Annotated in this window: 23 protein-coding genes; 14 read left to right on the top strand and 9 right to left on the bottom strand. The window is 69.6% G+C overall.

Annotated features, from left to right (window positions below; translation table 11 throughout):
• Positions 1–57 precede the first annotated feature (57 nt).
• Genes C461_RS02430 through C461_RS02415 form a run of 4 tightly spaced genes read left to right on the top strand, consistent with a single transcriptional unit; the run spans position 58 to position 4,401 of the window.
• Positions 58–897, top strand: a complete 840-nt coding sequence (locus tag C461_RS02430; protein ID WP_007998338.1) for a 2,3,4,5-tetrahydropyridine-2,6-dicarboxylate N-succinyltransferase — start codon at positions 58–60, stop codon at positions 895–897.
• Positions 894–2,210, top strand: a complete 1,317-nt coding sequence (lysA, locus tag C461_RS02425; protein WP_007998337.1) for a diaminopimelate decarboxylase — start codon at positions 894–896, stop codon at positions 2,208–2,210. Before C461_RS02430 ends, lysA begins: the two co-directional genes overlap by 4 nt.
• Complete coding sequence (dapF, locus tag C461_RS02420) at positions 2,207–3,151, top strand: diaminopimelate epimerase (protein WP_007998336.1); 945 nt, start codon at positions 2,207–2,209, stop codon at positions 3,149–3,151. The genes lysA and dapF overlap by 4 nt, the downstream gene beginning before the upstream one ends.
• A complete protein-coding gene (locus C461_RS02415; RefSeq protein ID WP_007998335.1) occupies positions 3,148–4,401 on the top strand; it encodes a M20/M25/M40 family metallo-hydrolase in 1,254 nt (417 codons plus the stop codon). Before dapF ends, C461_RS02415 begins: the two co-directional genes overlap by 4 nt.
• Here C461_RS02415 and C461_RS02410 read toward each other — a convergent pair.
• From C461_RS02410 to tpiA, 6 genes are all read right to left on the bottom strand, one after another.
• A complete protein-coding gene (locus C461_RS02410; RefSeq protein ID WP_007998334.1) occupies positions 4,398–4,895 on the bottom strand; it encodes a LabA-like NYN domain-containing protein in 498 nt (165 codons plus the stop codon). The two genes, C461_RS02415 and C461_RS02410, sit on opposite strands and share 4 nt — an antisense overlap.
• 99 nt (positions 4,896–4,994) lie before the next feature.
• Positions 4,995–5,732 (bottom strand): hypothetical protein, encoded by a 738-nt coding sequence (locus C461_RS02405; protein WP_007998333.1) that lies wholly within the window; start codon positions 5,730–5,732, stop codon positions 4,995–4,997.
• A 101-nt stretch (positions 5,733–5,833) separates the two neighbouring features.
• Positions 5,834–6,154, bottom strand: coding sequence for a cupin domain-containing protein (locus C461_RS02400; protein ID WP_007998331.1), 321 nt, complete (start codon positions 6,152–6,154; stop codon positions 5,834–5,836).
• A 74-nt stretch (positions 6,155–6,228) separates the two neighbouring features.
• On the bottom strand, positions 6,229–7,386 hold the full coding sequence (dnaJ, locus tag C461_RS02395) for a molecular chaperone DnaJ (RefSeq protein WP_007998328.1): 1,158 nt from the start codon (positions 7,384–7,386) through the stop codon (positions 6,229–6,231).
• A 56-nt stretch (positions 7,387–7,442) separates the two neighbouring features.
• Positions 7,443–9,353: a molecular chaperone DnaK gene (gene dnaK / locus C461_RS02390; protein ID WP_007998327.1), complete on the bottom strand. Its 1,911-nt coding sequence runs from the start codon at positions 9,351–9,353 to the stop codon at positions 7,443–7,445.
• A gap of 218 nt (positions 9,354–9,571) precedes the next feature.
• Complete coding sequence (tpiA, locus tag C461_RS02385; RefSeq protein ID WP_007998323.1) at positions 9,572–10,216, bottom strand: triose-phosphate isomerase; 645 nt, start codon at positions 10,214–10,216, stop codon at positions 9,572–9,574.
• A 175-nt stretch (positions 10,217–10,391) separates the two neighbouring features.
• Here tpiA and C461_RS02380 point away from each other — a divergent pair, with 175 nt between their 5' ends.
• On the top strand, positions 10,392–11,177 hold the full coding sequence (locus C461_RS02380) for a DICT sensory domain-containing protein (RefSeq protein WP_007998321.1): 786 nt from the start codon (positions 10,392–10,394) through the stop codon (positions 11,175–11,177).
• Positions 11,178–11,189: 12 nt separating this feature from the next.
• Here the strand turns inward: C461_RS02380 and C461_RS02375 are convergent, their stop codons facing one another.
• Complete coding sequence (locus tag C461_RS02375) at positions 11,190–11,720, bottom strand: multiprotein bridging factor aMBF1 (protein WP_007998319.1); 531 nt, start codon at positions 11,718–11,720, stop codon at positions 11,190–11,192.
• A 117-nt stretch (positions 11,721–11,837) separates the two neighbouring features.
• On the opposite strand from C461_RS02375, the gene aroA reads away from it, so the two are divergent.
• Both aroA and C461_RS02365 read left to right on the top strand, forming a co-directional pair.
• The gene (gene aroA, locus C461_RS02370) at positions 11,838–13,190 is read left to right on the top strand and encodes a 3-phosphoshikimate 1-carboxyvinyltransferase (RefSeq protein ID WP_007998317.1); all 1,353 of its coding nucleotides are present in this window, start codon (positions 11,838–11,840) and stop codon (positions 13,188–13,190) included.
• A 365-nt stretch (positions 13,191–13,555) separates the two neighbouring features.
• The gene (locus C461_RS02365; RefSeq protein WP_007998316.1) at positions 13,556–14,710 is read left to right on the top strand and encodes an ArsA family ATPase; all 1,155 of its coding nucleotides are present in this window, start codon (positions 13,556–13,558) and stop codon (positions 14,708–14,710) included.
• 50 nt (positions 14,711–14,760) lie between these two features.
• On the opposite strand, the gene C461_RS02360 is transcribed toward C461_RS02365, so the two are convergent.
• Both C461_RS02360 and C461_RS02355 read right to left on the bottom strand, forming a co-directional pair.
• On the bottom strand, positions 14,761–15,342 hold the full coding sequence (locus C461_RS02360) for a hypothetical protein (RefSeq protein WP_007998315.1): 582 nt from the start codon (positions 15,340–15,342) through the stop codon (positions 14,761–14,763).
• A 62-nt stretch (positions 15,343–15,404) separates the two neighbouring features.
• Positions 15,405–16,142: a hypothetical protein gene (locus C461_RS02355; RefSeq protein ID WP_007998314.1), complete on the bottom strand. Its 738-nt coding sequence runs from the start codon at positions 16,140–16,142 to the stop codon at positions 15,405–15,407.
• Between the two features lie 136 nt (positions 16,143–16,278).
• On the opposite strand from C461_RS02355, the gene C461_RS02350 reads away from it, so the two are divergent.
• The 7 genes from C461_RS02350 to C461_RS02320 all read left to right on the top strand — a co-directional run bounded on the left by C461_RS02350 (position 16,279) and on the right by C461_RS02320 (position 22,835).
• On the top strand, positions 16,279–17,037 hold the full coding sequence (locus C461_RS02350) for a DUF2103 domain-containing protein (protein WP_007998313.1): 759 nt from the start codon (positions 16,279–16,281) through the stop codon (positions 17,035–17,037).
• Positions 17,038–17,149: 112 nt separating this feature from the next.
• Positions 17,150–17,812 carry a metal-dependent transcriptional regulator gene (locus C461_RS02345; protein WP_007998312.1) on the top strand — a complete coding sequence of 221 codons (663 nt, stop codon included), beginning with the start codon at positions 17,150–17,152 and terminating at the stop codon, positions 17,810–17,812.
• 165 nt (positions 17,813–17,977) lie between these two features.
• Complete coding sequence (locus tag C461_RS02340; protein WP_007998311.1) at positions 17,978–18,670, top strand: LysE family translocator; 693 nt, start codon at positions 17,978–17,980, stop codon at positions 18,668–18,670.
• 84 nt (positions 18,671–18,754) lie between these two features.
• The gene (locus tag C461_RS02335; protein ID WP_007998310.1) at positions 18,755–19,807 is read left to right on the top strand and encodes an NAD(P)-dependent glycerol-1-phosphate dehydrogenase; all 1,053 of its coding nucleotides are present in this window, start codon (positions 18,755–18,757) and stop codon (positions 19,805–19,807) included.
• Between the two features lie 86 nt (positions 19,808–19,893).
• The gene (locus C461_RS02330) at positions 19,894–20,556 is read left to right on the top strand and encodes a DUF420 domain-containing protein (RefSeq protein ID WP_007998309.1); all 663 of its coding nucleotides are present in this window, start codon (positions 19,894–19,896) and stop codon (positions 20,554–20,556) included.
• 99 nt (positions 20,557–20,655) lie between these two features.
• On the top strand, positions 20,656–21,972 hold the full coding sequence (locus C461_RS02325; protein ID WP_007998308.1) for a M28 family peptidase: 1,317 nt from the start codon (positions 20,656–20,658) through the stop codon (positions 21,970–21,972).
• An 89-nt stretch (positions 21,973–22,061) separates the two neighbouring features.
• Positions 22,062–22,835, top strand: coding sequence for an NAD(+)/NADH kinase (locus C461_RS02320; RefSeq protein WP_007998307.1), 774 nt, complete (start codon positions 22,062–22,064; stop codon positions 22,833–22,835).
• Positions 22,836–22,859: the final 24 nt, after the last annotated feature.

The raw sequence follows: 22,859 nt of genomic DNA, 5'->3' as shown, positions 1-22,859 counted from the left end.
CCTGCGCACATACCGACATCGACGGGTAAATACCGACACTCATCCACAACCCATTCAATGACGCTCGAAGCCGACGTATCCGACCTGTGGGACCGCTATCAGAACGGGCTGACCGCCGACGAGGCCACCGACGACGACGCCGCCGTCGTCGACGCGTTCCTCGCCGCGCTGGAGGCCGGCGAGGTCCGCGCCGCCGAGAAGACCGGCGACGACGTGACCACGTGGGAGGCCAACGAGTGGGTGAAGCGAGGGATCCTGCTGAACTTCGGTCTGCGCGAGACCGAGCCCCGCGAGTACGGCGGGGTTACCTACCACGACGTGCTCCCGTTGCGCGACACCGCCGACCTCGGCGAGCGCGGCACGCGGAACACCCCCGACGGCACCGCGATCCGCCGCGGCGCGTACCTCGGCAGCGACTGTATCATGATGAGCCCCTCGTTCGTCAACATGGGCGCGTACGTCGGCGACGGCACGCTCGTCGACTCGTGTGACACGGTCGGCTCCTGTGCCCAACTCGGCGAGAACGTGAAGCTCGGCGCGAACACGCTGATCGGGGGCGTCCTCGAACCCGTCGAGGACGCGCCGGTCGTGATCGAGGACGGCGTCTCGCTCGGCGCGGGCTGCCGGGTCACCTCAGGATTTCGCGTCGGCGAGAACAGCATCGTCGGCGAGAACACCCTGTTGACGCCGCGAATCCCCGTCTACGACCTCGTCGAAGAGGAAGTCATCTACGGCCACCTGCCCGCGGAGCGCCGGGCGTTCACCCGGATGGTGGAGTCGTCCGTCGGCGACCACGACCTGTTCGAGGGCGGCGCGTACAAGCCCGCGGTCGTCGCGACCCACGTCGAGGAGGAGACGCTGGAGGCGACCCGACGCGAGGACGCGCTCCGCGAATGAGCGACCACGACGCGGATTCGGAGTCCCCGGCAAACCCGTCGGTCCGCCGCGTGAGCGACTGGGACGCCGGTTCGCTCCACGAGCTCGCCACCGACCACGAGACGCCCCTGTACGTCCAGGACCTCGATCGTGTCCGTGAGAACTGCGAGCGCCTGCGCGACGCGTTCCCGAACGCCGACGTCCGGTACGCGGTGAAAGCGCACACCGGTCGCGCCGTGCTGGAGGCGGTCCGCGACGCCGGCCTCGACGCCGAGTGCGCCTCCGCCGGCGAGGTCGACCGGGCGCTCGCCGCCGGCTTCGGCGGCGACCGACTCCACTACACCGCGGTCAACCCGCCCGCCCGCGACCTCGACTACGTCGTCGGCGTCGCCGAGGCGGAACCCGAGGTGACGATCACGGTCGGCGCGGTCGACACCCTCGATCGGCTGGCCGAGCGCGGCTACGACGGCCGAGTCTGCGTCCGGGTGAACCCCGGGGTCGGCGCGGGCCACCACGAGAAGGTTCGGACCGGCGGGGCGGCGAAGTTCGGAATTCCGTACGACCGCGCCGCGGCGGCGACCCGCGACGCCGCCGAGCGGTTCGAAGTCGTCGGTATCCACGCGCACGCGGGATCCGGAATCGACTCCGAGCAGTTGGACAGCCACCGCGAACTGGTCGCCCGGCTCGGCGATCTGGCGCGGACGCTGGCCGAGCCTGCAGGGAACGAGACCTCCGCGATCGACATCGAGTACGTCGACATCGGCGGCGGGTTCGGCGTCCCCTACGAGGAGGACGAGCCGCCGCTCGACTTGCCCGCGGTCGCCGACGCGACCCGCGAAGCCGTCGCGCCCCTCCCGGACGGGGTCGACCTCGCGATCGAGCCCGGCCGGTACGTCGTCGCCGACGCGGGCGTCCTCCTGACGCGGGTGAACACGGTGAAGCCGACGCCAGGCGAGCGCGTCGTCGGCGTCGACGCCGGGATGACCGATCTGTTGCGCCCCGCGATGTACGACGCCTACCACCCGATTCGGAATCTCGGCGGGGCGGCGGGCACGGCGAATCCTGACGCCCGGGAGGCAACCCCTGTCACGGTCGCTGGACCTATCTGTGAGACCGGCGATACCTTCTGTAACGACCGAGCGCTCGCCGACCCGGCGCGCGGAGATCTCCTCGCGATCGGGGTCACGGGCGCGTACGGATACGAAATGGCGACCCAATACAACTCACGACCGCGACCCGCCGAGGTCGCGATCGACGACGGCGCGGCAGAGCTCGTCCGACGGCGCGAACGCCTGGCGGACCTCACGACGGTCGAGCGCGAGGCCGACAGATGAGCATGCACGCCGTCCCGTTCGAGAAGTACCACGGCACGGGCAACGACTTCCTCGTCGTCGACGCGGACAAACAGAGCGTGCGCGACCGCGCGGCGTTCGCCCGCGCCCACTGCGACCGCGAGACCGGCGTCGACGGGGCGGCGTTCGACGGACACGGCGACGGGCACGACGACGGCCCGAACCGCCGCGGCGCCGACGGCGTCCTCTTTCTCAGCGTCGAAACGCGGTTCGACCCGACTCGCGTCGTGATGACGCTCGTCCAGCCCGACGGTTCGACGGCGACGATGTGCGGGAACGGCGCCCGCGTCGTCGCCCGCTGGGCGCACGACCGGACCGGCGATCACGAGTTCATGATCGACACGCAGGCGGGGACTCGCCACGCCTCCGTGAACGCCGACGCGACCGCAGCGACCATCGAGATGGGAGCGCCGACGTTCGACCCCCGACGGGTCCCGGTCGCCCGCGACGACCCCCTGATCGACGAACCGGTCGAAGGGCTCCGGGTCACCGCGCTCAACACCGGCGTCCCGCACGCGGTGTCGTTCGTGGACGGCGGCCGAGACGACGTCGACGATCCGGACCGGATCGACGAGATAGACCTCGACGCCGTGGCGCCCCCGGTTCGTCACGCCGACGTCTTCCCCGACGGCGCGAACGTGAACCTCGCCAGCGTCGTCGACGACGGGAGCGGGAGCGACCCCGCCGTGATCGACCAGCGTACCTTCGAGCGCGGCGTCGAAGGGGAGACGCGGTCCTGCGGCACCGGTGCGGTCGCGGTCGTCGCCGCGGCCCGTCGACTGGGGCTCATCGAGGGCGAGTCCGCCGTCAGCCGGCCGCCGGGCGGCGAACTGGAGATCACGGTACCGGACGCGGGTCACGCGACTCTCACCGGCCCGGTCGCCCACGAGTTCACCGGCACCCTGCCGGCCGACCCGCGATGAGCGGAAACGGACGCGAACGGACCGGCTCCGCCTCGGACGAGTCGTTCGACCCGGTCTCTTTTCTCGAAGCCGCGGTACAGATCCCCTCTCACGAGTCCGTCGAGGAGATGCGCGCGTTCGTCGTCGAGACGCTCGATCGGTTCGGGGTCGAAAGCGAGGTCGTCGACGGCGGCTGCGTGGTCGCCGAGAAGGTCTCGCCCGAACCGAACGCCGGACCGCACCTCGTGGCGAACACGCACCTCGATACGGTGACGCCGCACGTCCCGTTCGATCGGGGACCGGCCCGTGAGGACGAGACGGCGCTCGGCGCCGGCGAGACCGAGGCAGTCATCCGGGGCCGCGGCTCCTGTGACGCGAAGGGGCCGCTCGCCGCGCTCCTGGCGGGGTTCCTGGCGGCGTCGCCCGAGCGCGGGCGACTGACCCTCGCGCTCACCCCGGACGAGGAAGCGCTGTCGCTCGGGGCGGCGGCGCTGACCGGACTCTCGCCCGGGACGGTGGACCGGCTCGACGGCGACCTGTACCTGGTCGGCGAGCCGACCGGTCTCGACGCTTGCACGGCGGCGAAAGGGCGGTTTCAGGGAGCCGTCGAGCTGTCGGGAGTGGCCGCACACGCCGCGGAGTTCGCCGGGGCGAACGCGGTCGCGGCCGCCGAGGGCGCGCTGGCCGCGATCCGGCGGTTCGACGACGGCGCGGCCGACCACCCGCAGCTCGGCCCCCCGAAGCTCACGCCGACGGTCATCGAGGGCGGCGCGGCGACGAATCAGGTGCCTGCGGACTGTTCGATCACCGTCGACCGACGGAGCGTGCCGCCGGAGACCGCGGCGGGGTTCCGATCGTCGCTCGCGGACGCCGTCCGGGAGGCGGTTCCCGACGAGGTCGGCGTCGAGGTGGCGCTCACCGATCGGGAGTCGCCGTTCTTCGAGGCGTTCTCCACGGACCCGAATCACGAACTCGTGGAGACGGTCGCGAGCGCGGCCCGGGAAGCCGGCGACTCGGTCGGGCTTCCGGCGGACCGCGGGGGCGCGTCGCGACCCTTCGGCGCGGCGACGGAGGCGTCGTACTTCGCACCGGCGCCGACGGTCGTGTTCGGTCCCGGCGACCTCGCCGACGACGCGGGCGCGGTGGCACACGCCGAGCGGGAATACGTTCGCGTCCGAGAGGTGGAGGCGGCGGCGGACGCGGTAATTCGGTCGATCGCGGGACTGCTCGGAGACGCGGGAACCGGGAGCCGAGTGCGGACCGAAGCCTAGAGCAGGAACGTCTCTTCCCGTTCCGCGAGATCGACGAACTCGTCTGCGGCCTCGATCAGTTCGTCGGCGGCGGAGTTCGAAAAGCCCATGGCCTCGACGCGGACGCCCTCGTGACGGAGGTGCGAGCAGAGGCGCGCGAAGTCGCCGTCGCCGGTACAGAGCACGACGGTGTCGACGTGGCTCGCGAGCGAGACGGCGTCGAGGCTCATCCCGAGGTCCCAGTCGGCCTTCTTCGACCCGTCCGCGAACGTCTTGATGTCCTTGATCTTCGTCTCGAATCCGATGTCGCGGAGCGCCTCGAAGAAGCTCTCCTCCTCCGGGGAGTCCGCGCGGATGACGTAGGCGATGGCGCGGACGAGTGCCCGGTCGTTGACGGCCTCCTCCAACAGCCCCGAGTAGTCGATGTTCTGCGAGTAGACGCTTTGCGCGGAGTGATACAGATTCTGTGAGTCCGCCAGCACCGCGACGCGCTGGTCGGGATGGATCTCGGTCATACCGGTCGTTCGCGGCCATCCCATAGGGGCTTTGGGATTCGACGGCGGTCACCGTCGCCGACGCACCCGCGATTTATCATTCGGACGCGCCCCTGCTCCTCACTCGAACACGTCCGTGACCGAGACGGTGCGGGGTTCGGGAGCGGGTTCTCGACCGCCGGCAACGACGGCCAGATCGCCACGCGGGCCGTCGTCCGGCTCGTCCGGATCCGTTAACACGACCGTCCCGCCGACCGAGAGCGGTGCGACGATTCCGGCGGCCACCGCGCCGACTCGCGAGAAGTCCGCGCGTAACACGACCCGCGTCCCCGCGTCGATGTCGTACGCGTCGACGACCGCCGCCGCCGCGGCGAGCACCTCGCCGTGAGACGCCCACCCCTCCGCCTCACGAAGGAGCGGGTCATCCGGCGCGGTCTCGCTCGGCGGCATTCCCGGGTTCTCGCTCCACAGCTCCTGTTCCCAGTGGGTCGTCTCGGGACGCTCCGGCGGCCCGCCGAAGACGGCGAGGTTGGTGCCGGGCGCGGGTTCCGTCGAACCCTCGGCACCGACCTCGACGAGCACCACCCGATCGCCGGCCGTGATTCCGGCGGCGGGATCGAACCGGACCGCCGCGCCCAACCCCGCCGCGCCCAACAGGGCGAGCGTCGTGTGGAGTCGGGGCACCGGGTCGACGGCAACGGTCGACCCTTGGCGGGCGCCGAGGTAGCGGAGGACATTCGCCGCCTTGTACGCGTTGGTGATCAGGTCGTGAGACGTGCGCTCGCGGCCGTCGGCAGTCACGAGCGCGACGCTCCGACTCCGCCGATCCCGCGCGAGGAGGTCCCCGACGACGTTCATACCCGACGCTCAGAGCGGCCGAGACTTAAAAACGAAGGACCGGCTCCACGGCGGTGGGTCCACAATCGTCCGTCCGCGGCGTTCGGTTTGTGTCGGCCCTGTCAGGGCGCGCCGGCGATGACCATCTTCGAGCCGTCCGCGGAGAAGGTCAGCTCGCGGTCGGAGTCGGCGTCGACCCGCACCGCGTCGCCCGGCCCCAGTTCGAGCGCGTCGCCGTCGACGGTCAGCGTCGCCTCGCCGTCGAGCAGGACGTACACCTCTTCGTGGCCGTCCGCGGCGTGATCGTGTGCCATCCCCTCCCAGCCGTCGTCGGCCTCGACGACCGTCACGCCGAGCCGCTCGGCGCCGAGCGCGTCGCGGAGGAAGTACATACCCGGTGCACGCGGTTCTACGTCGTCGTAGTTGGTCGCGTCGTAGCCCATACCCGACAAGTCGGGCTACCCGGCCGAAAAGCTACGGGTGAGAGAAGACGGGTTCGATGAAAACCGTCCGGTCGCTAGAAGGAACTCTTCAGCCGCTCGAAGAAACCGCCGCCGACGTCGATGTCCTCGCCGCCCGCCTCGGCGAACGCCTCCAGCGCTTCGCGCTGCTCCTCGTTGAGCGAGTCGGGGATCACGACGCCGACCTGCACGAACAAGTCGCCGCGCCCGCGCCGCCGAAGTCGGGGCATTCCCTTCCCCTGTACGCGGAACGTCTCGCCGCTCTGCGTGCCGGCCGGCACGTCCATCTCGACGCTCCCGTCGACCGTCTCGACCTCGATCGTGTCGCCGAAGACGGCCTGCGGGAACGAGATCGCCTCTTTGACGCGGAGGTCGTCGCCGTCGCGCTCGAACCGATCGCCGATGTCGACGTCGACCTCGATCAGCAGGTCGCCGTTGGGACCGCCGTTCTCGCCGGGCGCGCCTTCGCCCTCCATCCGGAGGCTCTGTCCCGAGCGGATTCCGGCCGGAATCTCCACGGAGAGGGTCGCTTGCTCGCGCACGACGCCGTCGCCGCCGCAGTCCGCACAGTCCTCGCTGTACAGTTCGCCGTCGCCCTCACAGCGCGGACACGTCGAGGTCTGCTGGACCCGGCCAAGCGGCGTCTGTTGCACCTGCTGGACCTGTCCGCGGCCGTTACACTGCGGACACGTCTCCACGTCCGCGTCGGGCGGATGGCCCGCGCCGTCGCAGGTGTCACAGGCCGTCGGGCGTCTGAGCGTCACCTCCTTCGTTGCCCCCTCGAACGCCTCCGCAAGGTCGATCGTGAGTCCGGTCCGGAGGTCACGGCCCTGCCGCGGGCGGTTGTCGGGACCGCCGCCGCGACCGCCCCCGCCGCCGAAGAACTGGTTGAAGATGTCCTCGAACCCACCGGCGCCGCCGGCACCCCCCGCACCGCCGAACGGACCGCCGGCACCGCCCGGTCCGCCGCCCGTCGCGCCGCGCTTGTCGGCCTCGGTGAACCGGTCGTGGCCGAGTTGGTCGTACTGGCGGCGCTTTTCGTCGTCCGTGAGCACCTCCTTGGCCTTCTGTATCTTCTTGAATCGCTCCTCGGCGTCCTCGTCGTCGCTGACGTCGGGGTGGTGTTCGGCCGCCTGCTTGCGGTACGCCTGTTTGATCTCGTCTTCGCTGGCGTCCCGCGACACGCCCAAGACGTCGTAGAAGTCCTCGCTCATGCGTTACGTTCGGTGAATGGGTTGTGAATAGTGATCCGGGGTCCGGTAGATCGGCGTTACGCGTCGTCTTCGTCGTCGACGTCCTCGAAGTCGGCGTCGACGTACTCCTCGTCGTCGCCGTCGGGGTCGGCACCGCCGGGGCCCGCCGCGCCGCCCATACCGCCCATGCCGCCGGGGCCGCCGGCGGCGCCACCGGCACCGCCCGGACCGGCCTGCGCCGCCTGCTCTTGGTACATCTGCTTGCCGATCTCCTGAAGCGCCTCGGAGAGCGCCTCGGTGACGGACTCCAGCTCCTCGGTCTCGGCGTCCTCGTCTTCGAGCGTCTCCTCGACGTCCTCGATGGCCGCCTCGATGTCGTCGATGAGGTCCTCGTCGAGTTCCTCCTCGTTCTCCTCAAGGAGCGTCTCGGCGCGCTGGATCGACGTCTCGGCCTCGTTGCGGGCCTCGATCCGCTCGCGGCGGGCCTCGTCCTCTTCTTTGTGCTTTTCGGCTTCCTCCTGCATCTCCTCGATCTCCTCGTCGGAGAGCCCGACGCCGCCCTCGATGGTGATCGACTCGGCGTTACCCGAGCCCTGGTCTTCGGCCTCGACGTTGACGATGCCGTTCTCGTCGATGTTGAAGGAGACCTCGATCTGCGGGGTCCCGGCCGGCGCCGGCGGAATCCCCGACAGCTGGAAGGCGCCGAGCAGTTCGTTCTCCTCGGCGATCTCGCGTTCGCCCTGGAAGACGCGCACGTTGACGGAGGTCTGGTTGTCGGCCGCCGTCGTGAACACCTTCGACTCCTCGGTGGGGATCGTCGTGTTCTTGTCGATGAGCCGCTCGAACAGACCGCCTTTCACCTCGATCCCGAGCGAGAGCGGGGTCACGTCGAGCAGCACGATGTCGTCGACGTCGCCGGAGAGCACGCCGCCTTGGACCGCCGCGCCGAGCGCGACGGCCTCGTCGGGGTTCACGTTCTTTTTCGGCTGCTGACCGACGACTTCCTCGACCTTCTCTTGGACCTGCGGCATCCGGGTCGAGCCGCCGACGAGGATGACCTCGTCGATGTCGCTCGTCGCGTAATCGGCGTCGGAGAGTGCCTGCTTCGTCGGGCCGACGGTGCGCTCGATGAGGTCGGCAGTGAGGTTCTCGAACGTCGCGCGGGTGACGGACTGTTCGAGGTGGACCGGACCGCTGTCGGTCGCGGTGATGAAGGGGAGGTTAACCGTGGTCTCCTTCTTGTTCGACAGCTCGATCTTCGCCTCCTCGGCGGCGTCTTTGAGACGCTGGAGCGCCTGCCGGTCCTCGCGGAGGTCGATACCGTGGTCGTTTTTGAACTCGTCGGCGAGGTGGTCGATGAGCGCCTGGTCCCAGTCGTCGCCACCGAGGTCGTTGTCCCCGTTCGTGGCGACGACCTCGTAGACGCCGCCGCCGAGGTCGAGGACCGACACGTCGAACGTGCCGCCACCGAGGTCGTACACGAGGACCGTCTGGTCCGACTCGTCGTCGAGCCCGTACGCCATGGAGGCCGCGGTCGGCTCGTTGACGATGCGCTCGACCTCGAAGCCGGCGATCTCGCCGGCGTCCTTCGTCGCCTGCCGCTGCTTGTCGTTGAAGTAGGCGGGGACCGTGATGACCGCCTTCTCGACGTCGTCACCGAGGTACTCCTCGGCGTCGCGTTTGATCTTCTGGAGGATCATCGCCGAGACCTGCTCGGGCGTGTACTCTTCGTCGCCGACGGTGACGGTGTAGCCGTCCTCGCCCATGTGCCGCTTGATCGACTGAATCGTGCGGTCCGGGTTTTGGACGGCCTGGTTTTTCGCCGGCTTTCCGACGAGCCGCTCGTCGTCATCGGCGAACGCGACGACGGAGGGCGTCGTCCGATCGCCCTCCGCGTTCGCGATGATCTCAGGCTCGTCGCCCTCCATTACCGCGAACGCGGAGTTGGTGGTACCGAGGTCGATACCGAGAATCTTGTTGCTCGCCATCTTGCGCAAAGTTAGCGGCTTGTGTCGGTTAAAGGTTACTAGACGGAGCGAATCCCCGATGTCACCGATCCCGCCGCAGTCATGCGGTTTCGCCGATCGTGTGACTCGGTCTCATCGGTGTCTTTATACAGATCCGCAAGCGCAGCGACGCGTCAGCTGTGCGGGCGACAGCGGCGTCCGGATCAGGACCCGACTGAGCGCCCTGTTTAGAACCCGACTCAGAGTCCGGTGACGAGGTCTTCGAGGGCGGCTCGCGGGTCGTCGGCCTTCGCGACGCCGGACGCCAGGAGAATGCCGGACGCGCCGAGGTCGCCCGCGGCGGCCACGTCGTCGCCCGTCGAGACGCCGGCGCCACAGAACACGTCGACGTCGGGGTCGACGGCGTCAGCGGCCGCGACCGCGTCCTCGACGATTCCCGGGTCGGCCGTGGAGACGGAGACGTCGCCGCCGATGAGCTCCGGCGGCTCGACGGCGACCGCGTCGGGACCGAGCGCGGCGGCGGCACCGACCTGCGCCGGGTTGTTCGCACAGACGATCGTCTCCAGGTCGGCGCGCTCGGCGGCGCGGACGGAGCCGTCGATGTCGGCGAGCTTCAGGCGGTTCTCCGAGTGGTTGATGAGGGTCCCTTCGGCGCCGTTGTCGGCGACGGCCTCGGCGAGCGTCGATCCGGTGTGGGAGCCGTGGGCGTTCGGCGAGACGTGCTGGGCCCACGTCTCGACGCCGGTGTCGGCGACGCGGGCGATGTCGGCCGCCTGCGGAGAGACCGCGATCCGGGCGCCGGACGCCTCGGCGACGTCGCGAGCGGCGGTCGCGACTTCGATCGGGTCACACGGGTACGCCTTGAGGTTCACCAGGATGAACATACCCTCACTGGGGGGCTGCGGGCGCAAATAGCTTCATATTTCCGCGACGATCTGGCCCTCGCGTTTCGGTTGGTTCGACCCTGACGTTCGACGGTTTCCGCTGATCGATCGCCCCCTTCCGAGACGTGGAGAGCATAAACGACCTTATACCCCGCTACTGTGGGTCCGACAAGGGATGTCCCTCATCGAGCTCATCGCCAGCGTGGAGGCTCACGAGCCCACGCTGACCGTCTTCAACGCCGACCCCGCGGTCACGGAGTCCCTTCGGGCGCACTTCGCCGACCGCAACATCCGGATCGTGGACGCGGAGGCCGCCGCGGGACCGGAGAACTACGCCGTCCTCGAACGCGACGGCGCGTTCGTCACCGCCGTCACCGTCGAGGAACTGCTCCCGCAGAGCGGACCGGAAGACGCGAGCGAGGTGGAATCGGACAGCGACGACCGAGGCGGCGACGCCTCGCGGCGGCGGGTCGGCGAACCGATCTTGGACCACCTCGACGAGACGCTGTTCACCTCGTACTCGCGCGCGGACATGGTCGCCGCGTCCCGCGAGATCGAGGACCGCGCGTGGCGCGTCGGCGACGGCGCGCTTCACGCCGGGTTCCAGACGCTCGACGTGCTCACCGGTGAGGCTGACACCTACGATCTGCTGGGTGGAAAAGAGCGACTCGACGTCCACGCGTACGCCGCCGACGAGGGGAACGCGCCCGACGTGGAGCACTACACGGTCCACGTGGGACGAACGGCCGAGATCCGCGAGACGTGGTTCGTCGCGTACGACGGCGGCGGCGTCGACGAGGCGAAGTGCGCGCTGCTCGCCGAGGAGCGCGCGCCCGGTGAGTTCTTCGGCTTCTGGAGCTACGACCCCGAGACGGTCGATCAGATCATCGAGTACCTGACCGATCGGTACGGGGAGACGGGAGGGGGTCGGGCCGAAGACAACACCGGAAAAAGCCGGTAGGTTCGGGGCGGTTCAGTCTTTCCGCTTGACCACGTCGCCGAGCGTCATCGTCCCGGAGTCACCGCTGTCCCAGTCGGCGTCCTCGACCGACTCGCCCTCGATGAGCGAGATGTCGAGCGCGCTTTCGAGTTTCCGCTGAACGTCGTCCGTCGGGAGGGTGTCGCCGCGCTCGAGTTTGCGGATGAGACTCGCCTTCTCGTTGAGCTGGTCGGCCAGCTCTTCCTGGCTGAGCCCGCGGGACTCGCGGGCGTTTCGGATCCGGTCGTCGTAATCGGTGGCGATCTCGTCCATGTCGTCGAACATGTCCCGCCGCCGGCGGGTCGAGCCGCCCGAAGAGCCGCCGGCGCCGGACGACGAGGAGGAGGAAGACGACTTCCCGGTGCTCGAACTCGTGGAGTACTTGCTGCCGCCGGAGCCGGTCGACTCGTCGCGGACCTCGGTGCCGAAGTCCGTACACGAGCTACACAGCTCCAGTTCGGCGCCTTCGACCTTCGTCGTCGTCAGCGAGGCCTGTTCGGCGCCACACATCTCACACTGGGGCATACGCGACGCTAACGCTCCCGGTGGTATAAAGTGTGCGCCGGCGGGCGGCACCGGCCACCACCGACGCAATCGTGCCGCGGTCGGTACCCACTTGTCGTCGCGGACGGCACAAGGCGTATGGACGTTCACGTCACGCAGTCGACCGTGCGGGGGACGACCCGCGCGCCGCCCTCGAAGAGCTACACCCACCGCGCGCTGCTCGCCGCCGGATACAGCGACGGCGCGACCGTCGAGTCCCCGCTCGTCTCGGCCGACACGACCGCGACCGCCCGCGCCGTGACCGCCTTCGGCGGAGCGGTCGATCCCGCGTCGGCGACCGACATCGGGGACGCCGAGGCCCTCGTCGTCGACGGCTTCGGGGGCCGACCGGAGGTCCCGGACGACGTGATCGACTGTGCGAACTCCGGGACGACGATGCGACTCGTCACCGCCGCGTCGGCGCTCGCGGACGGGACCACGGTGCTCACCGGCGACGGGTCGCTCCGGTCGCGGCCGCAAGGCCCCCTGCTGGAGGCGCTCGTCGACCTCGGCGTGCGCGCGGAGTCCACCCGGCGGAACGGGCAGGCCCCGCTCGTCATCTCGGGGCCGCTCGCGGGCGGCGAGGTGGCGATCCCGGGCGACGTCTCCTCGCAGTACGTCACCGCGCTGCTGATGGCCGGCGCGGTCACCGACGACGGGATCGAGATCGACCTGACGACGCCGCTCAAGTCGGCGCCGTACGTCGACATCACGCTCGAACTCCTCGCCGAGTTCGGGATCGAAGCGGAGCCGATCGGCACGGAGTCCGACGGCGCCGCCGGCGCGGAGGGCTTCTCGGTCCCCGGCGGGCAGTCGTACGCCCCCGCGGGCGGGAGCTACACCGTCCCCGGCGACTTCTCCTCCATCTCGTACCTGGTCGCGGCGGGCGCCGTCGCGGCCGAGTCGGGCGAGGTCGTGCGGATCGAAGGCGCCAAGCCGAGCGCGCAGGGCGACTCCGCGATCGTCGATATCGCGGAGCGCATGGGCGCCGAGATCGACTGGGACCGCGAGGCGGGCGTCATCACCGTCGCGCGCTCCGACCTGTCGGGCATCGAGGTCGACGTGGGCGACACGCCCGACCTCCTGCCGACCGTCGCCGCGCTCGGCGCGGTCGCCGACGGCGAGACGCGGATCGTGAACTGCGAGCACGTCCGGTACAAGGAGACCGATCGCGTCTCGGCGATGGCCGAGGAGCTGGAGACGCTGGGCGCGGAGACGGTCGAGGAGCCCGACGTGCTCACGATCCGCGGCTCCGAGAGCGACCTCGTCGGCGCGACCGTCGACGGGCGGGCCGACCACCGGATCGTGATGTCGCTCGCCGTGGCCGCGCTCGTCGCCGACGGCACCACGACGATCCGCGGCGGCGAGCACGTCGACGTCTCGTTCCCCGACTTCTTCGACGCGATGGCCGACCTCGGGATGGCCGTCGAGCGCGGGAGCGCAGACGAGTAGACTGGCTTATAAATACCACCGGACTGCCGTACTATTGACTTATAAATGAGATACGGTGGCGCGCTCCGGTGAGCGCCCGAAAGGGCGCGAATCCGAGCGCGAGGGACGCGGCGACCGAAGGGAGCCGCGAGGCTGGGGAGGCGTGAGGTGCGGTCGCTGTGCGGGGCGGAGAGGGCTCAAGGAGACAGTCGAGCGCGGCAGCGAGGCGCGAAGCGCCTCTGGAAGCCGGCGGCAAAGCCGCCGGCGACTGGGCCTTTGGCGGTGTTCACCGTCATGGCGATTTATAAGCGACTGACGAGAGCTGCGGCGGGTAGCACTGCCGTATAGACCGACGAGTACACAAACGGCCCCGCCCATTCCCGCGTATGGACGACATCGACGTCGAACCCGTGGATCGCGTCGACGAGCCGGCGACGCCGGACGATACGGCCTCCGAGCCCGGCGACCCCGATGGAGCCGAAAACACGCTCGACGTCGACGACGCCACCGACCTCCCCGCGGGCGTCGACGCCCCCGAATACGTGCTCTACGGCGGGAAAGGCGGCGTCGGGAAGACGACGATGGCGGCCGCGACCGGGCTCTCCTCGGCGGCGGGCGGCGTCCGCACCCTCGTCGTCTCCACGGACCCGGCGCACTCGCTATCGGACACCTACGAGACGGATATCCCCGCGGAGCCGACGCGCATCCGCGAGGAGATCCCGCTGTACGCCGCCGAGATCGACCCCGACGACGCGATGGACGAGGGGATGTTCGGCACCGACGGCGACCCCCTCGGCGGGATGGGCGAGATGGGCGACGCGATGGGCGGCATGATGGGCGGCGCGGGTGAGGCGGGCGCCTCCGGCGACGACGAGGGGCTCGGATCGCTGCTCGGCGGGACGATGCCGGGCGCGGACGAGGCCGCCGCGATGCGCCAGCTGTTGGAGTATCTCGACGACCCGCGGTTCGACCGGGTCATCGTCGACACCGCCCCGACGGGGCACACCCTCCGGCTGCTTCAGCTCCCCGAGATCATGGACTCGATGATCGGGCGCGTGATGAAGCTCCGCCAGCGCTTCTCCGGGATGATGGACGGGCTCAAGGGGATGTTCGGCGGCGACGACGCCGAGCCCTCCGCCGACCTCGACGAGCTGCAGGCGCGGATCGAGCGCCTTCGGGGCGTGCTTCAAGACCCCGAGAAAACCGATTTCCGCGTCGTCACCATCCCCGAGGAGATGAGCGTCGTCGAGTCCGAGCGGCTCGTCGCCCGGCTCGACGAGTTCGGGATTCCCGTCAACACGCTCGTCGTCAACCGAGTGATGGAGGGCGTCGGCGGCGTCGCCGACGTCGACCCGGAGTGGATCGTCGAACCCAACCCGGAGACCTGCGAGTTCTGCGCTCGACGCTGGGAGGTCCAACAGCAGGCGCTCCGACGCGCGACCGACCTGTTCCGCGGACGCGACGTGAAGCGCGTTCCGCTGCTCGCCAACGAGGTCCGCGGAGAGGCCGCGCTGCGCGTCGTTGCGGCGTGTCTGCGCTGAGCGGGCGGAACGTCGGTGAGACGTATCGGCCGACCGGTGTCCTCCCCGCGCTACTCCGCAGACACCGAGAACAGCGCCTCGCGGACGCGCTCGGCGACGCCGGAGAGGTGTGCCTGTCCGAACGTCGCGACGACTAACGCGCCGAGCGTGTTGTACGTCATATCGAGGACCGTATCGTCGAGCCCGTGTTGCGCGAGCGGCATCGTGATCCCCGTCTCGTCGGCCAGCAGATCGAGCCCGAACTCGAACAGCTCCCACACCACGCCGAACGCGAGGACGACCACGAGGATAAAGACGAACGCGAAGCGGGTGGGGATCCGAATCGCCTCGTTGTGGAGATCGACGGCCCGCAGCGTCGTGTACCCCGCGCCGGCGATGAGCGACGCCGACAGCGAGTGCGTGAGGTGGTCCCACCACCAGACGCGGGCGTAGAAGCCGGCCGATCCGATCGTGTGGAAAAAGACGGCCACCGTGATCCACACGCCGAGCCACGGGTCCAGCGGGATGTCGTAGTTCCGTTCGAGCAGCGCCGGCAGAAGCGTGACGAACAGCCCGAGCCCGCCGTTGGTGATCGCCTTCGGCGCGCCGGCGACGACGCCGTACGCGACGATACCGACGAGCACGAACTGCATCCCTCTGGTGAGTCGTCGCTGGTTCGTGACGGACGGCCGCGGAAGCGAGACGCTGGTGCGGATCATCGGCTGACCACCCGCCAGATGGCGCGACGGAGCCGCAGCCCGCGCCGCCGGAAGTAGGCGTCGAAGAGCACGCCTGCGGCGAGTCCGGCAAGTGTCACGTAGAGCCATTCGGTCATCAGCGCCTCGTTCGTCGTGAGGTACGACGTCCCGAGCGATCGGTCCATGTTCCACCGGAGGATCGTCCACACCCCCGCGGTCGCCATGGTCGTCATCACGACGAAGACGACCGCGAACCAGTGGGTCACGCGCAGCGAGGTGAACATGTGTAGTTCGACGGTGATGATGAGCGCCAGCGCGGCGATCGAGAGGTACCTCGCGAAGACCCCCACCTCGCCGCCGAGCAGCGCGCCGACGAGCACGGGTAACAGCGCGAGCCCGAGCACCTCCCACGGGAGCATCACCAGCGGGTTGCGGGCCGCGGCCGTCGGCGCGAGCACGACGGCGCCCATCGCGGCGACGAGCACGAGCGACTGGAGGTCGAGATCCAACAGGCTCTTCGTGAACACGCCGACTAACACCGCGATCATCGACCACGCGACGAACGCGTTTGTCCGACCGTCGCGAAACAGCTGTGCGAGCCGGTCCTCGACGGCAGCCCCGCCCGGGACGGCGGCCGCGAACACCTCCGGAATATCTGCCTCGAGTTCGTCCGCCCTAGGTTTGTCCGCCCGAGGTTTGTCCCCCCCAGGTTCGTCCGCCTCGACGGCGTCCGGCTCGGGTCGATCGGCGTCCATACGCTCCCTCAGGCGGGCAGCCACTAATAGGGGTTGCTCCGGTGCGGCGAATACCGGGTCACCGATCGACCGTCGGGCCGGCGCAGAGCGCACACCGAACGGACGCGTTTTTACCCCTCACGCGCCTCTGTCGGATATGAACTGTCGGCGGTGCGGAACCCCGCTTCGCAAGCCAGGGGACTACTGTCTCACCTGTAACACCGCCAACGCCGACGCCGTCGTCGTCGAGTTCTCGGCGGACCGCGCGCGCCTCGCGATGCTCGACGAGGACGACGTCGTCGGCGAGACCACGATCACGACCCGCCCCGAACAGGACGAACAGCTGACCGCGATCCAGCTCCGGAATTTCGCCGGTCGAGTCGCCGACGAGATCCGCCGCAAGCGCCCCGAAACCGTCTACGCCGCCGGCGATCGCGACCCGCTCCGGGAGACGCGAGCCCAGATCCACCACGAGTTCTATCGGGTTCCGGACGCCGACGACGGCGACAGCAACGACGGCGACCGCAGCCCAGTCGTCGCGTGGGTCCTCGACCGCCGCGGCGACCGCGCGCTGGAGGTCGTCGAGACGCCCCCCCGAGAGAAGATCGGCGGCTCCCACTCGACGATCATCGGCGACCGAAAGGGGCGGAAGGCGATCAGCACGGTCGCACACCACCCCCACGTCAAGAAGATCGTTCCCGGCCCGATCGACGCCGGGGGCACCGGCTCGCGGACCGGACTCCGCGCGAAGGCGACCCGCGCGGGGACCAACGGCAACGTCCGGCTCCTCCTCCGTGACGGCTCCAGCGTGCAGGAGAACCGGATCGTCACGACGGCGATGGACCGGGAGACCGGAGAGCGCATCCGCGAGGACCTCAACGAGGCGTTGCGGGACGCGGAACTGCAAGACGAGTAGCGGCGTCGGCGCGCGGACAGCGGACCCCTCCCCCGTCCTCCCGCGCGAGAACGGGAGACCACGTCGTCGGTTCCCGGTAGATATTTCCGGCGGCGACGCCGATCGTTTATAAATGCTGAGCGACGTCATGGAGGACTATCTAAAGGCAATCTACGTCCTCCAGTCCGAGCGGGGCCCTCCGGTTTCGACGTCCGCGATCGCGGAATACCTCGATAAGACCTCACCGTCCGTCACGGACATGCTGAGGAAACTGGAGGACCGCGGACTCGTCGAACGCGAGCCGTACCAGGGCGCGGAACTCACCGCGGAGGGCGAGGCGGTAGCGTTGGAGGTCGTCCGTCACCACCGGCTCTTGGAGGCGTTCCTCGCCGACCAGCTCGACTACGACTGGAGCGATGTCCACGAGGAGGCCGACGCCTTAGAACACCACATCTCCGAGGAGTTCGAGCGGCGCGTCGCGGAGGCCCTCGGCGATCCCGCGGTCGATCCGCACGGCGACCCGATCCCGGGTGCCGACCTCGAACCGGTCGACGAGGGGACCGGCCCGCGGCTCACCGACCACGGGGAAGGGGAACGGGTGATCGTCACCCGCGTCTCCGACCGCGACGAGGCGGAGCTCGACTACCTCGCAGACGCCGGGATCACCCCGGGAACCGAGCTCGAGATCGTCGACGTCGCGCCGTTCGGCATGGTAACCGTGGTGACGGCGACGGGCGAGCAGAGCCTCCCCGCGGCGGTCGCCCGCTCGATCCGCGTCGAGAGCGCTGACGAGTGACGGCCGCCTGTCCCCGATCAGGCCCATCTCGCAGTCGGCATTCGTCCCCCAGTTGATACTCACTCCGCAGTCGGCCCCGAAACCGTCCATCGATGTCGGTTCCTCGACGGTGACGATCATGTCTCGGTCGCGAGATTTTTCACGAAAACGGGCCTCTCAAGCGGTGTGAGTCTCCTCGTAACCCTCGGCGCCGGCGTCGTCTTCGGGCTGGCGCTCGCGGCGCCTCCCGGTCCCATGAACGCAGTGATCGCCGAGGAATCGGTGCTTCGCGGCCGCGTTGCCGGATTCCGCGCCGGCCTCGGCGCGGCGACCGCGGACGCGATCTTCTTCGTGTTGGCCTCTCTCGGCGTCGTCGCGGTCGTCGAATCGCTCCCCCTGCTTCGCGGAGTCATGATCGCCGTCGGCGGCGTCCTCATGCTGTATTTCGCCGTCGGCGCCGTGCGCGGCGCCCGGGCGTCCTTCCGCCCGACAGCCGGCGACGAGCCCTCGATAGAGGAGGGAAAGGGGTTCCGCAAGGCGCTGGTGCTCGCGCTGACGAACCCGTATCAGGTGTTGTTCTGGCTCACGGTCGGCGTCGGACTCCTCCGCCCCGGCGAGCTCGACGTGCTCGCGTACCTCCCGCTCGTTGGTGACGATCTCGTCGGGACGCTCGTCGTCACCACCGGGTCCCCCGCGCTGATCGGCGGATTCTTCCTCGGCGTCCTGACGTGGATCGTCGGCTTCCCGACCGGGCTCGTCGCCGCGGAGCGCCGTATCGAGACGTTCGCACCGCTCGTTGCTGTCGGCTCCGGAATCGTGCTCGCGGGCTTCGGCGTCTTCTTTTTATACGACGCGGCGGCGACGCTCGCGACGCTGTGAGCCGCCGAGGGGAGCGGCGACGCCCCGGACAGGGGCGCCGCGGTCATGGACAACGGCTTTGACCCGTCGGCGCGACCGCCCGATATGTTCGAGAAGTCCACGTGGATCAAGCTCCCGCGAAACGTGCTCGTCGGCCACGACGTGCTCGACGACCTCGGCGCGGCGGTCGGCGAGCTGTACCTCACGGGGCGGCCGCTCATCGTGACGAGCCCCACGCCGAACGACATCGCCGGCGATCGGGTCCGCGCGCAGTTCGACGACCCCGCGACGGCCGTGGTCAAGGAGGCCTCCTTCGACGCCGTCGAGCGGCTCATCGAAACCGCCGAGGAAGTCGATCCCGGCTACCTGATCGCTCTCGGCGGCGGCAAGCCGATCGACATCGCGAAAATGGCCGCCGACCACCTCAGCGTCGGCTTCGTCTCCGTCCCGACGGTGGCGTCCCACGACGGGATCGTCTCGGGGCGCTCTTCGATTCCCGAGGGCGACACGCGCCACTCGGTCGCCGCCGACCCGCCCCTGGCGGTCGTCGCGGACACGACGCTGCTCGCGAACGCGCCGTGGCGACTCACCACCGCCGGCTGTGCCGACATCATCTCGAACTACACCGCCGTGAAAGACTGGCGGCTCGCCCGCCGGCTCCGAAACGTCGAGTACAGCGAGTACGCGGGCGCGCTCTCGGAGATGACCGCGGAGCTACTCGTCGAGAACGCGGACATGATCCGCCCCGGCTTAGAGGAGTCGTCGTGGGTCGTCGTCAAGGCGCTCGTCTCCTCCGGGGTCGCGATGTCGATCGCGGGCTCCTCGCGGCCCGCCTCTGGCGCGGAACACCTCATCTCTCACCAGCTCGACCGAATCGCGCCCGGAAAGGCGCTTCACGGCCACCAGGTCGGCGTCGCCTCGATCATGACCGAGTACCTCCACAGCGGCGAGAACGGGCGGTGGAGTGCGATCCGCGAGGCGCTCGCGGAGCTCGACGCCCCGACGACCGCGGCCGAACTGGGTATCGACGACGAGGAGCTGATCGCCGCGCTGACGACCGCCCACGAGATCCGCGACCGCTACACGATCCTTCAGGGCGGGATCAACGAGGAGGCCGCAATCGAGGTCGCGAGTGCGACGGGCGTCATCGAGCGGTGAGCTGACCCGCCGGTGAGCGGACTCCGGCAGCCGGCGACAGATTCCGCCCTCGAAACTCCCATAACCGTCCCGCGACAACCTTGCGTATGTCCACCGTCAGCGTTCGCGACCGGGCCAAAGAGCGGGCCGGCGCGATCACCGCACTCCTCACGATCGTCGGCTACGGCGCCGTCGGCGGGGTGTTCCTCGTCCCCGAGTTCCAGGCGTTGTTCCCGACCCTGACTCGCGGCACCGTCGACCTGCTCGCACACGGTATCGCCGTCGTCAACACGATCACCATCGTCACGCTCTCGCTCGGGTGGTACTGGATCCGCAACGACGAGGTCAAAAAGCACGCGGCGGCGATGACCACCTCGTTCGTCCTCATCCTGCTGTTTCTCTCGATGTACCTGCCGAAGGTCGCCGGCGGCGGAACGCGGGAGTTCGTCTTGGACTCGTCGTACGCGTGGGTGCCGCTGTGGGAGTGGGTGTATCCGGCATACCTGATCATGCTCGCGATCCACATCGTGCTCTCCGTCGTCTCCGTCCCCGTCGTCCTCTACGCCATCGTCCTCGGACTTACGCACACCGAGGCGGAGCTTCGGAACCAGACGCCCCACCGTCGGGTCGGGCGGATCGCCGCCGGCGCGTGGCTCCTCTCGCTCGTGCTCGGCGTCGTCACGTACCTCCTGCTCAACCACCTGTACGACTCGACGTTCGCGGCCGCGGAGGCCGCCGCGGTCCTCGTCCCGGCGATTCCCGGACTGTAGCGCGCCGAACGTCGGTTTCAAACCCCGGTTTCAAAACCCGGTTCCGGCCCCGTCCGCCGCCACCGAAACGCTTGACTCGCCGCCGGCGCACCCAACAGCATGACCGACTGGATCGGCGACACCTTCACGAGCGACGTCGGCTGGAACCACCTCGAATCCCTCGTCGACGTCGGCGACCGCATGGCCGGCTCCGCCGGCGAGCGCGCGGGCCTCGAACGCACCCGGGACGCGTTCGCGAACGTCGGCGCGCGCGACGCGAGAATAGAGGAGTTCGAGATTCAGGGCTGGGAGCGCGGCGACAGCGCGATCCGACTGGGCGACGACTCGATCGCGAGCGACGCCCACAGCTGTATCGCGCTCCCCCGGAGTCCGGCCGGCGAAGCGACGGGCGAGTTCGTCGACCTCGACTACGGTCTCCCGGAGGACTTCGAAGACGACCTCGACGGCGCGGTCGTGATGGTCTCTTCGACGACGCCCGACTCCGTCGATCGGTTCATTCACCGCCGCGAGAAGTACTATCACGCGGTGGAGGCCGGCGCGGCCGCGTTCGTCTTCGCGAACCACGTCGAGGGAACGCTCCCGCCGACCGGGAGTGTCGGCACCGCGGACGCGCCGATCGGAGATATCCCGGCGGTCGGCGTCTCAAAGGAGACGGGCGCGCGGCTCGCGCGTCGACACGAGGGTGACGAACTGACCGTCGACGTCGACTGTTCGACCCCGGAAGCGACGAGCGGAAACGCCGTCGCCGACCTCGGTCCCGACACCGACGAGTACCTCGTGCTCTCCTCGCACGTGGACGCCCACGACATCGCGGAGGGCGCGATGGACAACGGCGCCGGGACGGCGACGATCGTCGAAGTCGCCCGCGCGCTCGCCGCCCGGGAGGACGACCTCGACAGGCGGGTCCGTCTCGTCGGCTTCGGCGCGGAAGAGGTCGGACTCGTCGGCTCGTCACAGTATGCCGCCGCCGCCGATCCGGACCGTGTCAGGGCGGTCGTCAACGTCGACAGCAACGTGTTCGGCCGCACGCTGAAGCTCGACCATCACGGCTTCGACGCGCTGGAAGCGGCGGGCGAGCGCGTGAGCGAGCGGTTCGATCACCCGATCTCGCTCGGCGGCGAGCTGGTCCCGCACAGCGACCACTGGCCGTTCGTCCAGCGCGGAATCCCGGGATACATGGTCTCCGGCGAGACGGCAGACCGCGGTCGCGGCTGGGGGCACACGAGCGCCGACACCCTGGACAAATTGGAGTCGCGGAACCTCCGCGAGCAGGCGATCTTACTGACCGCGCTCGTCGTCGATCTCGCCGACGCGGACGTGTCGACGGCCCGGAAAACGGACGACGAGATCGCGGCCGCCCTCAAAGCCGAAGGCAAGGCGACGGGGATGAAGATCACCGGCGACTGGCCGTTCTGATCGGCGGGACGAAATCGGGATCGAATCGGGAACGGTCGCCCGGCGTCGAACCGGGAGATTTTCACGGACGCCGATCGGACCTCTCGGGTATGGGAGAGTCGGAACGCCGCGTCGCGGTCGCTGGGGACGACGAGCGGGCGGAGACGCTCCGCGAAGCGGTTCGGGCGACCGGCGCCGACGTCGTCGGATCGACGCCCGTCGACGCGACGCTCGCGGTCGGCGACGCGGCGGTCCGAACGGCGCTGTCGGACGCGCCGCCCGAACCGGTGATACCCGTCGGCGGGCACCGACTCGCGTTCGGACTCGACGAGGTCACAGACCGGATCGATCGGGTGCTTGCGGCCCTCCGATCGGATCCCGGCCCGACCGACCGTCCGGTCGACGGCGTCGCCCGCGTCACGCATCCCGTCCTCGCAGTCGACGCCGGGACGGGACCGGTGCGGCGGGCCGTCGCCGACGTCGCGCTCGTCACCGCGGAGCCGGCCCGAATATCGGAGTTCGCGGTCGGGTTCAGGCGAGGCCGCGAGGAGTCGTTCCGCGCGGACGGCGTCGTCGTCGCGACGCCCTTCGGGAGCGACGGCTACGCGAACGCCGCCGGCGGCCCGGTGGTCGAACCGGACGGCGGACTCGCCGTCGTCCCGGTCGCCCCGTTCAGCACGCGAACCGACGCGCGGATCGCCGTCGATCGCGTGCGCCTGTCGGTGGAGCGCGAGACCGAGCCCGTGTCGCTCGTGGTGGACGGCGCCGTTCGGGAGACGGTCGACCCGCGTCGGCCGGTCGAGATCGAGACGGTCGACCGGGTCGAAGCGATCGTCCCGGGAGCGACGGGGGTCCGACGGGCGCAGCGATCGGAAACACTCTAATAACTCCTGACCGGATGTGTCGGT

Origin of the sequence: Halorubrum aidingense JCM 13560, from assembly GCF_000336995.1 — an archaeon.
GTDB lineage: Archaea > Halobacteriota > Halobacteria > Halobacteriales > Haloferacaceae > Halorubrum > Halorubrum aidingense.
Note: the sequence above shows the minus strand (reverse complement) of the source record. Positions and strands in the feature narration are given on the sequence as shown.